The 13,932-nt window shown below is 51.5% G+C and carries 9 protein-coding genes; 5 read left to right on the forward strand and 4 right to left on the reverse strand.

The genetic code is table 11. From position 1 onward, the window contains the following. Positions 1 to 137 precede the first annotated feature (137 nt). Positions 138 to 599 carry a DUF2750 domain-containing protein gene (locus tag RSA72_RS11650; RefSeq protein ID WP_332622755.1) on the forward strand — a complete coding sequence of 154 codons (462 nt, stop codon included), beginning with the start codon at positions 138 to 140 and terminating at the stop codon, positions 597 to 599. Between the two features lie 15 nt (positions 600 to 614). On the opposite strand, the gene RSA72_RS11655 is transcribed toward RSA72_RS11650, so the two are convergent. The 4 genes from RSA72_RS11655 to yccS all read right to left on the reverse strand — a co-directional run bounded on the left by RSA72_RS11655 (position 615) and on the right by yccS (position 7,035). After that, positions 615 to 1,385: a YdcF family protein gene (locus tag RSA72_RS11655; RefSeq protein ID WP_332622757.1), complete on the reverse strand. Its 771-nt coding sequence runs from the start codon at positions 1,383 to 1,385 to the stop codon at positions 615 to 617. 115 nt (positions 1,386 to 1,500) lie between these two features. Further along, a complete protein-coding gene (locus tag RSA72_RS11660; RefSeq protein ID WP_332622758.1) occupies positions 1,501 to 4,053 on the reverse strand; it encodes a sulfite reductase flavoprotein subunit alpha in 2,553 nt (850 codons plus the stop codon). A 161-nt stretch (positions 4,054 to 4,214) separates the two neighbouring features. Next, a complete protein-coding gene (locus tag RSA72_RS11665; protein WP_332622759.1) occupies positions 4,215 to 4,775 on the reverse strand; it encodes a hypothetical protein in 561 nt (186 codons plus the stop codon). 85 nt (positions 4,776 to 4,860) lie between these two features. After that, positions 4,861 to 7,035 carry a YccS family putative transporter gene (gene yccS, locus RSA72_RS11670; RefSeq protein ID WP_332622760.1) on the reverse strand — a complete coding sequence of 725 codons (2,175 nt, stop codon included), beginning with the start codon at positions 7,033 to 7,035 and terminating at the stop codon, positions 4,861 to 4,863. A gap of 140 nt (positions 7,036 to 7,175) precedes the next feature. On the opposite strand from yccS, the gene RSA72_RS11675 reads away from it, so the two are divergent. The 4 genes from RSA72_RS11675 to RSA72_RS11690 all read left to right on the forward strand — a co-directional run bounded on the left by RSA72_RS11675 (position 7,176) and on the right by RSA72_RS11690 (position 13,688). Beyond that, on the forward strand, positions 7,176 to 8,378 hold the full coding sequence (locus RSA72_RS11675; protein WP_332622761.1) for a multidrug effflux MFS transporter: 1,203 nt from the start codon (positions 7,176 to 7,178) through the stop codon (positions 8,376 to 8,378). A gap of 716 nt (positions 8,379 to 9,094) precedes the next feature. After that, positions 9,095 to 10,399 carry a DcaP family trimeric outer membrane transporter gene (locus RSA72_RS11680; RefSeq protein ID WP_332622762.1) on the forward strand — a complete coding sequence of 435 codons (1,305 nt, stop codon included), beginning with the start codon at positions 9,095 to 9,097 and terminating at the stop codon, positions 10,397 to 10,399. Positions 10,400 to 10,895: 496 nt separating this feature from the next. Next, positions 10,896 to 12,137 carry a sodium/glutamate symporter gene (gene gltS, locus RSA72_RS11685; protein ID WP_332622764.1) on the forward strand — a complete coding sequence of 414 codons (1,242 nt, stop codon included), beginning with the start codon at positions 10,896 to 10,898 and terminating at the stop codon, positions 12,135 to 12,137. Positions 12,138 to 12,212: 75 nt separating this feature from the next. Then, the gene (locus RSA72_RS11690) at positions 12,213 to 13,688 is read left to right on the forward strand and encodes an alanine/glycine:cation symporter family protein (protein ID WP_332622765.1); all 1,476 of its coding nucleotides are present in this window, start codon (positions 12,213 to 12,215) and stop codon (positions 13,686 to 13,688) included. The last annotated feature ends 244 nt before the right edge of the window (positions 13,689 to 13,932 follow it).

Genomic DNA, 13,932 nt, shown 5'->3' on the forward strand with positions numbered 1-13,932 from the left:
GCCTTACAAGCAGAATGTCGGCGGTTCGATCCCGTCAGCGCCCACCATATATCTGTATCCTCCGCTTAAAACTTGCTTAGCGCATGATTATTTCATAGAATCCGCAGTCTATAATAATTAATATACGCATGTGAACTATGAGAAATCCATATCAGCGCAGGGCCGCGGCTAAAACTCAAATAACAAATTTCAATCCCCAAAATGCCTATAAACAGTTCCTTGAAGCGCTGGTTGCACAAGGCGGCTTAACCGCTTTGTATCAGGATGGCTGGGCGCTGTGCGCGACGCCGACCGGCCAGAAAGCCTTAGCGGTGTGGAAAAATAGAAGCCTGGCCAAGCTGCTGATTAAAGACAATTGGGAAAATTATCAGCCTGAAGAAATCAGCCTTAAGGATTTTATTGAAAAGGTCATCCCGTTTTTGCGTGAACAGAACACCGCGGTATCCTTAGATTTAACTCCGGAAGGGCAAAACATACTGGTTGCCCCGGAAAAACTGCTGCTGGATCTCAAAAAATATTTATACCAGGTTTATGCGCAAAAGCCGGAAATTTTCCAAAACCGGGATATTCCGCAGCCGCGCAGCATCCGCATTAATTAAGCTGAGCCGCTTGCCTCAGTATTCATTCAGCAGCCAGCCGCTGAGAAAGGCGAAATATTCCCGCAGCCATGAGTTGTAGCGGATATACAGTGGCGTCGGCGCGCTGACGGCATGGACACTGCTGTAGCCCTGATGCCCGGCAATGGCGGCGGCCCTGAGCACATGGAAATCGCTGGTGGCGATGGCGATCGGCTGATCTAAGCCAATCTGCAGCCGCTTTAGAACCGCTTTGCTGTTGATAAGGTTCAGCTCCGTGCTGGTGCTGCGGTCTTCCAGATGAATCCGCTCCGCCGCCAGATGATGCGATTGCACAAGGTAGTTCCGCATTACCGCCGCTTCAGAAGTCTTTTCGTTAAAGCCTAAGCCGCCCGCCATAATTAAGGCCGCGTCCGGATTTTTTAAGGCAATGGCTGCGCCTGCATCAAGGCGCGCTTTCAGCGTAGGCGAGGGCTGGCCGTGTTCAAGGCCGCTGCCCAGCACAATGATGGCTTTGACCGGCGGAATTTGTTCTGACTGGCTGATGGAATGCTGCAGATAGGCGAAAAATCCGGCCAGGCTGATCAGCCAAATTCCAAACCCGGCCCATGACAGGGCCCAGGCTTTTTTCAGCGCGCCATGCTGCGCTAAACAGCGCTGAATTGGCGCATGGAACAGCGCCGCGCCGATAAATACAGCCCCGGTCAGCATCGGCAGGATAATGCCCAGATGAATTTTATTCAGTGAAACCAGCCATAGGCCATCCGCAAGCAGCAGCGCGCCGGCAATTAAAAGCAGCAGTTTTTTCATCAGTTTAAAGTCTTAAATCTGTATTATTGAATTGTGGAATGCAGTTTAAACAATTTCCGGACAAGAAAAAACCGGGCATCGGAGCCCGGTTTTTTGTTTTTAGGCAGGCTGAGCCTCAGTAAACATCGCGGCGGTAGCGGCCGTCCTGCTTCAGCTGTTCAATGCTTTCGCTGCCTAAAATGTCGGTTAAGGCGAGGTCAACATCGCTGGCCATGCCGCGGATGCTGCCGCAAACATAGATGACTGCGCCCTTTTCAATCCATGCTTTCAGTTCTGCAGCCTGTTCGCGCAGCTTATGGTGCACATAGATTTTCTCCGCCTGATCACGCGAGAAAGCTAAATCCAGGCGCTTCAGCATGCCGGTGGTCTGCCATGCTTCAACGGTGCTCTGGAAGAAGAAGTCGTGTTCGCGCTGGCGTTCGCCGAAAATCAGCCAGTTTTCGGTATAGTCAGCGCGGATGCGCGCGCTCAGCAGGCTCATTAGGCCAGCAATGCCGGTGCCGTTGCCGATGCAGATAATTGGCCGGTTATCATCAATCAGATGGAAAGACGGATTGGTGCGGATGCGCAGGGCGATGGCGCTGTTCAGCGCTGCATGCTGCCCCAGCCAGCCGGAGCCGAGGCCGAGCCGGCCTTGAGCATCAGTCTGCTGGCGCACCACTAAGCGCAGGAGCTGCTGCTGCGGAATGCTGGCAATTGAATATTCGCGCGCCGGCAGCGCAGGGAGCTGTTCCAGCAAATCGTGCATATTGGCAAAAGGCTTTATCTCTACTGTTAAGTCGCGGTCCCAAAGCAGGGCTTCAATGCGCCTGGCTGTGGCATCAGCTGGCGTATTGGCTGCAATAGCATGCTGCTGCAGGAAGGCTTGAATGCGTTCGGCGCTGTTGCCCGGCTGAATCTCGGCAATATCGCCGGCCTGCCAAAGCGCTTCATGATTAGGCTTGAGCTCCAGATTAAATGCTGGCGCGCCCAGGCTGTCCGGATTCAGCAGCCTGCGCGCAGTCAGCGTCCATGCGTCAAAGGTTTTCTCAAGGGTCATGGCCTGCAGTTCGACCTTCGCTGCTTTGGCTAGGGCGCTGTTCCATGCCTGAATGGAGGCGGCATTGCCGTTGTCCACTTCAATGGTTTTGAACAGCTGCGCGGCGCCATTGCGGCTGAGCCATGCGTCAATGCTGTGGCCGAAGCTGCAGTAAGTTTCCGGATATTCCTGAGAGCCGAGCGCCAGCACGGCATAGCGCAGATGGCTTAAATCCAGCGCCTGCGCCATCAGTTTCTTTTCAAAAGCCGAGGCTAAGTCCGGCGCTTCGCCGGTGCCGTATGTGCTGGCGATAAATAGGATTTGCGGCGCATTTTTCAGGTCATCCGCAGTCAGCTGCTGCACGGCTTTCACCGCGGCCGGCTGGCGCGCTTCCTGCAGGCTTGAGGCTGTACGCCAAGCCAGCTGTTCAGAAACGCCGGTTTGCGATGCGTAGGCAATCAGCCAAGGCTTGGCGTTCGGGTCCGGCGCGGCGCTGCTGGAGCTGCTGCGCGCCAGCTGCGTCAGGCGCTTTTGCTTGCGGCGCTTCAGATACAGCATCCAGCCGGTGACAAAGAACAGCGGCATGATCAGCGAAGCCAGCATGGCGAAGAACTGATAAACCGGGCCAAAGAAGCTGCCGCGGTGCACGGGCAGCATGCTGCTCATGATCTTCTCGTTCAGCTTCTGCTCTTCGTACAGTTCAAGCTTGGTAATGGCGCCGGCCTGATAGTCATAGGCGGCCTTATTGCGCGCGCGTTCATGCTGCGGCTCGGCATCGGCAAAAGACACTTCCATTTGGCCATTGGCTTTTTTCGGAATGTTCAGGGTAATGCTGGAATATTTGCGGCCGACCTGCGCATTGAAGCCGGTCCAGGTTTGAGTTAAGGCTGCGCTGAGCTGCTCCGGGCTTAAGCCTTTAGCACCGCGGCCTTCCGCTTTGCCTTTGCCTTGAGCCTTGGCCTGCATTTCCGGCTGCGGGCGCTCTACGCCCATCACCTTGAACATGCCGCCGCGCCACCAGTCATATGACCAGTACAGGCCGGTAAATGCCAGCAGCAGGTAAAAAATGATGACCCATGTGCCGACGACGGCATGCAGGTCCCACAGGAAATTGCGCCCTTTCAATTTCGGCTTTACAAACAGCCATTGCTTAGCCGAATGCTTTTTCGGCCAGCGCAGGTACAGGCCGCTCAGCACGAAGTAAATCAGCATAAGCGTAGCAGCCCCGGTAATCTGCTTGCCGGTTTCGCCGACGGTTAAATTGCGGTGCAGCTGCTGAATGAACTGGAAAAATTCACGGCCTTTAATTTCCGGCAGCACGGCAGCGGAATAGGGGTTGATCATCATGTTGTAGCCCTTGCGCGCGCCTTCCTTGACGATATTTACTGTGGAAGAAGCGGTGGGGTCTTGGTCGATGGTGATGCTGTTGATTTTTACTGCAGGATTGGCCTGCTGAAAATGCTGAAAGATTTGGGCAGGGGTTAATTTTTCTTTCTGGTCTGCCTGAACCGTATAGCTTTCAGGGTTCAGCCATTTTTGAATCGGCTGTTCATAGGAATAGATTGCGCCAGTTACACCCATAAGAGAAAGGATGAGCCCGGCAGTAATCCCGAGAAACCAATGAATTTGAAAAAGGATTTTTTTAAACATGGCGGTCAATGTTTAGGGCGGTGGCGGAATGGCGGGAATTATAACCTCAGAATTGGCAGATAGTATGGATTTTACGGATAATATTTATTCTCATTATCATTCTTAATTGAGGGTATGAAAAAGCCTCCAAATGGGAGGCTTTTTCATTCTCCGGAGCACGCTTAAACTGATTTCGGCTCGCCGACAGTTTCAGTTAAATGCTTGCGGATTGTTGCAAATGGAAAGTTCTTGCTGTCCAAGCGCTTAGGCAGAATGTAGGCGCCTTGCTGGCCCTTGATTTTAAAGTTGACAAGAATGAATTCCGGCGTGTTGTACCATTCATAAATGTCTTTCCAGCCCACGGTCATATTGCCCATTTGCATGCCCATCTGCTGCTGCATGGAAATGCCGTGCGGCTGCACGCCCAGGCGGATGCCTTTGATTTCCTGCACCGGAGTTTCTTTTAATTTGCGCTTTACATACCACTCAATGCCGAATTTGCGGGCAAGGAAATAGATGACCACACAGGAGATCGCTACCCAGCAGAAAATAGTGGAATAGTTTTTAATCAGGATAATTCCCAGCAGGGCCAGGGCAATAATTGCGCCCATAATCAGCCAGGCTTTTTTGCCGATTTTATAGTTGCTGCGCGACAGCACAAGCTGGGCATTGCGCTGTTCTTCTTCAGAAACTTCATAAGCTACTGGCTGCAGGGTATAGGCGTATAAATTTTTCGCGGTCATGGTCAAACTAACAAATTTCGAACTGTAAAAAGTTTAGCATTATTTAAGCCGGTTCAGTGAGTATATTGTTCCAAAATCATCCGAATTATAATGAAGCCAATTCAGTCGCATGCTTGTCATGATCATGGCTTAAATTCTGCTTCAAGCGGCTCAGCTGATTCAGGATGCTGAACATCAGCGACAGCTGCTGCAGGATAATCAATGCTTTCTGATCTTCATCATTATTCTGCGATAGGCGCTGGCGGATGGTCTGCAGCATATTCTGCGCGCTGAGATCCGGAACTTCATCCCTGAGCAGCGCGCCTTGAATGTCATCCAGGGCTTTGTCCAGCAGGGCGAGCACCTCCTGATCCTGAATTTTTCCGCGGTGCGCGCCCAGGGCGGCAATATAGCTGATAAAGGTATGGTTCAGGCACAGGAACTCAAAAGCCAGCGCTTTCTGCGCGGGGTCAAAGTCCGGCTCGGTGGCTAAAGTGGAAATCAGCGAGGCGACATCGGCGTCGGTATTGTGGGCGGCGCGGCGCACCACGCGGTAATTCAGGCCGTTGTTGCGGCCGTTTTTATACTGCTCCACCACTTCGCTCAGATAGCTGCACTGCGCCTGCAGCGAACGCTTGATGGTGCGCGGCAGGCGGCGGAATTTCCAGTCCGGGAAAATAAAGCTGACGCCGAACCAGGCCAGGGCGCAGCCGATTAAGGTGTCAATCATGCGCGGCAGGGCGGCGGCGAAACCCATGCCGTCCAGATTGAAGTTAATCATCGCCAAAATGGTGATGAAAGCCGTAGCCTGCGCATACTGCTTGCTGCGCAGCTCAAAAAACAGCACGCCGCTGAGGATCAGCAGCAGCAGCTGGCCTTCAACAGACGGAATGAAATACAGAACTGCATAGCCCAGAATAATGCCGATCAAGGTGCCGACAATGCGCAGATACAGGCGCCGCTTGGTGGCGTTGAAATTGGGCTGGCTGACAAACAGGGCGGTCAGCAGAATCCAGTAGCCGTACTGGATATTGGTCACCTGCACAAAAATATAGCCGATAAACAGCACCAGCGATACGCGCACGGCATGCCGGAACAGCACAGACTCCGGCGTTAAATGCTGCTTGACGCGGATCACGATATCGTCCCAGCCTTTCAGGTCGTCATCTTTCAGCTGGTGTTCAATATGCTTGGCCTTGTCAAAATTCATGTGGCGCTCGGTTTCCACATTGCGCAGCTGCGAATCAATGGCCTTTAAATTCTGATACAGCGAAAATAATGAATTGATCCATACCTGATCGTACTGCTGTTCAGCGCGCAGCTTTTCCAAAGACAGCCTCAGGTTTTCAAAGGCATGCTTGAAGCGCTTGCTGTGATTATAAGCCTTGCGCTGCATGATGCTGCTGCTGAGGTCTTTGCAGGCCTTGCCCTGAATGGACAGAATGCGCTGAAAGCGGAACAGGATGTCGCTGTGCTCAAAAATTTTCGCCAGCTTCTGATAGTCAATATGCGAGGAATCCGCGCGCTCATGAATATCCTGCGCGACAAAATAATACTGCAGGCTGCGCCGCGTGTCGCGCTGACCGCGGTCGCCCTTTAAGCGGGTCAGCAGGGCGGTCTTCATGTCGTTGAAGATGGCGATCAGCTTGCCGTTTTCCAAAGACAGCTCAATCATGCTCTGCTGATAGCTTTTTGCCGTCATATCGACATCAAACAGATTGGATTTGGCAAACAGGAAATCACCCAGGGATGAATAGCACTGCGCCAGCTTGTCCTGCACTTGGCGCACAGGGAACAGCAGGAAGCTGACGGTGGACAGCAGGCCATACCAAGCCGCGCCGATCACCAGCAGGCTGGCCTGCATGTACCAGCTGTCAAATAAATGCACGCCCAGCATGGAATATACGGAAATCACCAGGCAGCCGTAGGAAATTGTGGCGTAGCGCCGCCCCAGCGAGCCGAGCAGAATCCAGCCGATGCAGGACACAATCAGGCCAATGGCGAACAGCATCGGGTAGGGAAACAGCAGGTAAACTGAAACCGCCGTGGCGAAAAAGCCGATGTAAGTGTAAATCAGGTTCATGATGCGCACGGAAAAGCGGTCGTCAATATCGCTTAAGCCGGCCGCCACAACGCCCAGCGTCAAGGGAATGGTGTACATCTGCTGGCCCAGAAAGTACGGCGCGAACGCCGTCCCCGCAAACGCAATAATCATGCGGACGTTGTACATGAATGTCGTGTTGTAAGTCGCCTGCTTCAGGCGCGCGAGCCAAGAGTTCAATGGTTATCCTTTGCTGTCAGATTCGGCGCTGCCGGGGGCATCTCTGAATTGTGTGATTTTTCACTTTGAATATGCGGAAATAATACTATGACCTGTGTAAACTTGTCTGCATTCTCAGCATTTAATCATGAAATAACCCTATGCCGGACGCACAGCGCAAAAACCAGTATTCCAGCGCGTGGATTATGCTGCTGGCGCTTTTGACTTCGCTTGGCCCGCTGTCCATTGACATGTATCTGCCGGCTTTGCCGCAAATGGCGCAGGATTTCGGCGTCAGCACGCAGCGGATTGCCAATACGCTGCCGGCTTACTTCTTAGGCCTGGCGGCCGGCCAGCTGATTTACGGCCCGGTCAGTGACCGGATTGGCCGCAAGGCGCCGCTGTATTTTGGCCTGTGCCTGTACATTGCAGCCAGCCTGATTTGCCTGTTTGCGCAAAGCGAATGGAGCCTGATCGCTGCCCGCATCCTGCAAGCTTTGGGCGGCTGTGTCGGCGTGGTGATTGCGCGGGCCGCCATCCGTGACCGCTTGGACCTGCAGGCCTCGGCTCAGGCGTTTTCCAGCATGATGATTGTGATGGGAATTGCGCCGATTATTGCGCCAGCGCTCGGCTCATGGGTGCTGAAATTCTTCAGCTGGCATGCGGTTTTTGCCTGCCTGAGCCTGATGGGGGCGGTATGCCTGCTGTGCGTGCATTTCTTCTTTAAGGAAACTTTGCCCGCCAGCCGTCGCCTGCATTTGAACTTCAATCAGGTGCTGCTGCTGTATATGGCGATTTTCAAGGATGCCAGCTTCAGGCTGCCGATGCTGATCGGCTGCTTTTCCGGCGGCGTGCTGTTCTGCTATATCAGTTCCTCTGCGGCGGTGCTGATGGACGGCTACGGGCTGAGCCAGCAGCAGTTTGCCTATGCCTTTGGCGCCAATGCATTTGGCATTATGCTGTTCTCCGCCCTGAATAGGCGCCTGGTGCCTAAAACCGGCGTCATGCAGCGCCTGAAAATTGGCCTTTATCTGCAGCTTGCGGGCACGGCTGTGCTGTTGGCCGCCGGCTTGGCGCCGCATGCGCCATTGCTTTGGGTAATGTTGGGCATGTTTCTGGCAATTTCAGGCATTGGCTTTACCGGCCCGAATGCCATGGCGCTGGCGATGTCGCAGCAGGGCGCGCGCGCAGGAACCGCCAGCGCAGTCATGGGCAGCATGCAGTTTGCCTGCGGGCTGATTGGCGGGGTGATGCTGAACTTCATGCTGTGGAGCGCATTGCTGAACATGGCGGGAGTCATGCTGCTGTTCATCAGCATTGCGCTGCTGGTTTTCTGCCGGCTTCAAAGCGGGAAAAACGTCTGAACGGATGCCTGAAAAAGCGCGGCTGCTGTCCAGAAATAGAATTTTCCGGCGCAGCAGGCGCCTGGCAATGCCCGCCGGCCCCGCATTTTGCCGGCAGATGAACAGGTCTTGCTGCCGGATCATGAAAAAGCTGATAGAATTAAAATACCTTTAAGGTATTAAAAAATATCCAAAAGGTATGGATTTGGGAGTTTTGGCCAGTGAAACAGCCGCGCCATAATGCAAATCTATTCCACGCAGCAAGATACTAAATGGAAACAGCGGATTAACTCGGGCATCCATGATGCTTTTGCGCAGCCGGCGGCGCGCAGCCGGTTTCTGCATGCTACTAAAGCACAGATAGCCAGCGGCCTGATTGTCCGTTCAAATATTCAGCATGGAGCGTCAGGATGACCAGCGCAATTTTAACAATACAGCGCAGCGGATGGATTTAATAAAACGGAGCGGTTCCGGCTGGACCGAATATTGCAAGGAAAAACCGCCATTATGAAAATGGCAAACATGGAGCTGTATTTTGCGCTTGAACGGTTTGTAGGATGAAGAATAAGCCACCGCGCTTATTATTTATATAAATTACAAAAGCGTAAATACAGCAAAGCAGTATGGGATTTTTCCTGTAAATATATGCAATCATGGAAAAGTTTGCATTGAAGCAAAAAAAACGCATTTTCATCTGGATTGAAAATGATCGAAACTAGGATTCATCTGGAGAATATATGAATTTCGCTCAACTTAAAAAACCTGCAGTTCAATACAGCTTAGCCATTGCGGTTTCAGCCATCATGCTGAATTCTGCGCATGCAGCCACAGCTGAGCAAAAGGAAGTTGCGCAGCTGCGCGCTGAAGTTGCGGAACTGAAAGCATTGATCAAACAGCAGCAGCAGGTTCAAGTACAGCAGCAGGCTGACATTCAGCAAGTTAAAGCGCGTCCGGCTCCTGCGCCGGTCATGGCGCCTGCAGCTTCACCGCTTGCATCTTTAAAGTCTAAAGCTGGCGCAGACGTGAACCTGTACGGTTTTGTCCGCGGCGATGCGAACTACATTATTGAAGGCGCAGATGACGACTTCAACAAAGTATCATCTACAGATGGAAAAACTAAGGATAAATTGCGCGCTACAGCGAAAACAACGCGCCTAGGCTTAGACTTTACTTCGCCTGTCGGCGGCGACAATAAAGTCGGCGGCAAGCTGGAAGTTGACTTTGCAGGAACAAATGAAGCACTCCGCATCCGCCATGCATATTTAACCTATAACAACTGGCTGTTTGGTCAAACAACGTCTAACTTCCTGTCTAACCATGCGCCGGAAATGATTGACTTTGCGACTAACGCTGGCGGCGGCACCGCGCGTGTTCCGCAAGTGCGCTATAACTTTAAGCTTGCACCGCAGACTCAATTATTTGTTGCTGTAGAAGAAGGGGACAGCAAGTTTACTCAATTGGGTACAGACGGTAAAATTGCAGATTCGTCAACTAAATATAGCGTACCTAGCTTGACGGCTAAAGTAACGCAAGGTTTTGCTGGCGGAAAAGGCACAGCATCAGCGCGCGCTTTAGTGGAAAACTATAAATCTGCAGATGACAGCGCGGTAGCTTGGGGTGTCGCAGCGGGTACAAGCTTTGAGGTAAGCAAGCAGTTGAAACTGACTGGCGATGCTTCTTATTCTCAAGGCAACAGCAATTATTTATACGGCGCCAATTCTGCTTATGTGCTTGATGGCAATAATATCGAGCAAAATGAATTTGCAGCTGTTCAAGTAGGCGCGACTTACAAGTTTAATGATAAATTGCGTTCGACTTTAGCGTATGGCGCACTATTTGCTGATGACGGCACTAAATATGCCAAATCTGCATTGAGCGCGAATGCCAACGAAGAAGTGCAGCAAGCATGGCTGAATGTGATTTATTCTCCAGCGAAGCCGATTGATTTAGGCGTTGAATATGTGAATGGCAAGCGTAAAAACTTTGCCGGAACATCATTTAATGATGAGCGCGTAGGCTTAATGGCGAAATACAGCTTCTAATTGCAGCTGTAAGCTTTTTAAGAAAAAAACAGGAGCACTATGCTCCTGTTTTTATTATTGATATTTTATAATTTGGATTATGGAACAAGCAGCAGCAGGCTTTTAATAAGCATGCATCTGTAAGCGCGCTGGCCGCCGCCGGCAGAAAAAATTGTAAAAAAATAAAGATTTTCTATAAAAAAACTGCATAATGTCGCACTTTTATTCATATTGATGGTTACACAAAAGCTTTTAGCTGAAATATGGAACGCTGAAGGCCTGCTTTTAATTCATAGAATTGACGGCAGCCTGTGTCCAGTTATTTTTTTGCGCCGCATTTTACTGAAATGCAGACCGCCGCTATTTGCTGAGTGAAGCATCAGATGGGCCTGACTTGCTGCTGTAAGCAAGGACAATGCAGCTAACATAGCTGATTCAATTGTTATTGATTTCTGCATGAAATCCGTGTTTGCTTTTCTAAAGCAGGAATGAACCATAATCTGTATGGACTATTATTATGGAATTTACTTTTAATGCCTTTTACACCTTAATCGCCGCGGTTATTGTTTTACTGCTCGGACGGTTTTTGGTTAATAAAATTGATTTTTTAAAGCGCTATAACATTCCGGAACCGGTTGCAGGCGGTCTGGTTGCCGCAGTCGTCTCCCTGATTGTGCATAGTTTATGGGGGTACAGCATTACCACCAGCAGCCAGCTGCAAACCAGCTTTATGCTGATTTTCTTTGCTTCCATTGGCTTAAGCGCTAACTTCTCCAAACTCCGGGAGGGCGGCCTGGGACTGGTTGTTTTCCTGATCGCAGTCGCTTCATTTATTGTGGTGCAGAACTTTGTCGGCATCAGCCTGGCGACTTTGCTGGGCATTGACCCGCTGATTGGCCTGATTGCAGGCTCTATCACCTTAACGGGCGGCCACGGCACTGCTGGCGCATGGGGCTCAATTCTGGAAACCCAGCACGGCATTCAAGGCGCGCTGGCGCTGGGCATGGCAAGCGCGACATTCGGCCTGATCATTGGCGGCATTATTGGCGGCCCGCTGGCTAAACTGCTGATTAACCGCTATGAATTGGCCACGCCGCGCACCAATGAGCAAATTAAGAAGAGCGATGACACGCCGCTGGCGGATATCAACTCGACTGAATATGTGCCGTTTGAATATCCGCACCGCGTGCGCCTGATTACCGCAGACAACGCCATCACTACATTGGGCCTGTTTGCCGGCTGTTTGGCTTTTGCCGAATTTATGACCGGCTACAGCAAAGGCACCATGTTTGAGCTTCCGACCTTTGTCTGGGCGCTGGCGGGCGGCGTTCTGCTGCGCAATATCCTTGAAGGCATTTTCAAAGTGCAGATTTTTGACCGCGCCATTGATGTATTCGGCAACGCGTCACTGTCGCTGTATTTGGCCATGGCCTTGCTTTCATTGAAGCTGTGGCAATTGGCGGATTTGGCTGGCCCGCTGGTCGTGATCCTTGGCGCGCAGACGCTGACAATGGCGCTGTATGCGGCCTTCATTACCTTCCGCGTTATGGGCAAAAACTATGATGCGGCGGTACTGGCGGCGGGGCATTGCGGTTTCGGCATGGGCGCAACGCCGACAGCGGTTGCCAACATGCAGGCGATTACCAATATGTATGGTCCATCGCATAAAGCCTTCCTGATTGTGCCCCTATGCGGCGCATTCTTTGTCGACCTTATTAACGCGACCGTGATTCAGCTTATTCTTAAGTTCTTCGCATAGCGGGTGGCCTTAAAAAAAGCCTTGTATAGGGCTTTTTTAAAGCTTGTAAATATTTAGGCTGTAGAGGGATTCACAGTGAATGAACAATTAAATGAAGCCTTGCTTGCCTGGGTAAATAAACTGAACGGCCCCTTATGGGACTTTCTGGTTATTTTCCTTGTTGCGGTCGGCATTTTCTATACCGTGATTACGGGCGCCGTGCAGCTGCGCTTATTTGCGCACAGCCTCAAGGTGATGAAAAACAGCCGCAAGGCAGGCGATGATGACCACGGCATTACGCCGTTTCAGGCCTTTGTCACCGGCTTAGCCAGCCGTGTCGGGGTGGGCAACGTTGCAGGCGTTGCGATTGCCATTGCGATTGGCGGCCCGGGCGCCGTATTCTGGATGTGGGTAACCGCATTTTTAGGCATGAGTTCAGCATTTGTGGAATCCTCGCTGGCGCAGCTGTTTAAAGTGCGGGACACTGAAAATCAGCAGTTCCGCGGCGGGCCAGCGTATTACATTACCAAAGGCCTGAAGCAGAAATGGCTGGGCGCGCTGTTTGCAGTCACGCTGATCTTCACTTACGGCTTTGTCTTCAATGCTGTGCAGGCCAATGCCATTACCGGCGCAACTTCGCATGCCTGGGGCTGGGACAAGGCCAATCTGACCTTGGAGCTTGGCGGCCTGCATCTGGTGGTTTCATGGGTTGGCCTGTTTCTGGTGCTGATGACTGCCCTGATTATTTTTGGCGGGATCAAGCGCATTGCCAAAGTCGCTGAAAGCTTTGTGCCGCTGATGGCAGCGCTGTATCTGGCTGTGGCTTTGTATATTGCCGTCATCAATTTCCAGATTCTGCCGGATATTTTCAAGCTGATTTTCAGCAAGGCTTTTGAATTTGACGCGGCGGCTGGCGGCTTTTTTGGCGCCATGGTGTCTATGGCTATGATGATGGGCATTAAGCGCGGCCTGTTCTCAAATGAAGCCGGCATGGGTTCTGCGCCGAATGCGGCGGCGGCTTCAGATGTGAAGCACCCTGTTAATCAGGGCCTGGTGCAAATGCTGGGGGTATTTGTTGATACCTTCGTGGTGTGTTCATGCACGGCCATCATTATTCTGGCTTCCGGCCTGTATGAAAATGCCGGCTTTGAAGGCGTGGCCTTGACGCAGATGGCGCTGGAAAGCCAAATCGGCAGCTGGGGCGATGACTTCCTGGCGGTTATTCTGTTCCTGTTTGCCTATTCTTCGGTGATTGGCAACTATGCCTATGCCGAAGGCAATGTGCAGTTCCTGAATAACAATGCCAAAGTCATGTTCACGTTCCGCGTGTTCGTTTTGCTGATGGTGTATTTCGGTTCAGTCATGAGCGTGCCGCTGATTTGGAATATGGCGGATCTGTTCATGGGCATTATGGCCAGCATTAACCTGTTCTCCATTCTGCTGCTGACTCCATTCCTGCTGATGCTGTTGAAGGACTATACTTCGCAGCTGAAACTCGGCGTAAAAGAGCCGGTGTTTAAGCTGGACAATCATCCTCAATATAAAGACAAGGTTGATTCTGACATCTGGTAATGCAAAGCCGGAAATAAACGCTAAAAAAGCCTCAGTCATGAGTAATGCCAGTCAGTTAAGAAACTGACTGGCATTTTCTTTTTAAATTCTGGACTTTATTTGATACACGGAAGCGTCATCCGCAACCTGAGCAAGAATAAAAGCACTGCTTTTATTTGAAGCGCAAGGCGGAGCGGCAAAACAAAGCAGTGCTTTGTTTGCAGTGCAAGGCGAAGCGGTGGTCTTTGAAATGGACTGTTTTTGC

This window comes from Acinetobacter sp., assembly GCF_036659555.1.
Taxonomy (GTDB): Bacteria; Pseudomonadota; Gammaproteobacteria; order Pseudomonadales; family Moraxellaceae; genus Acinetobacter.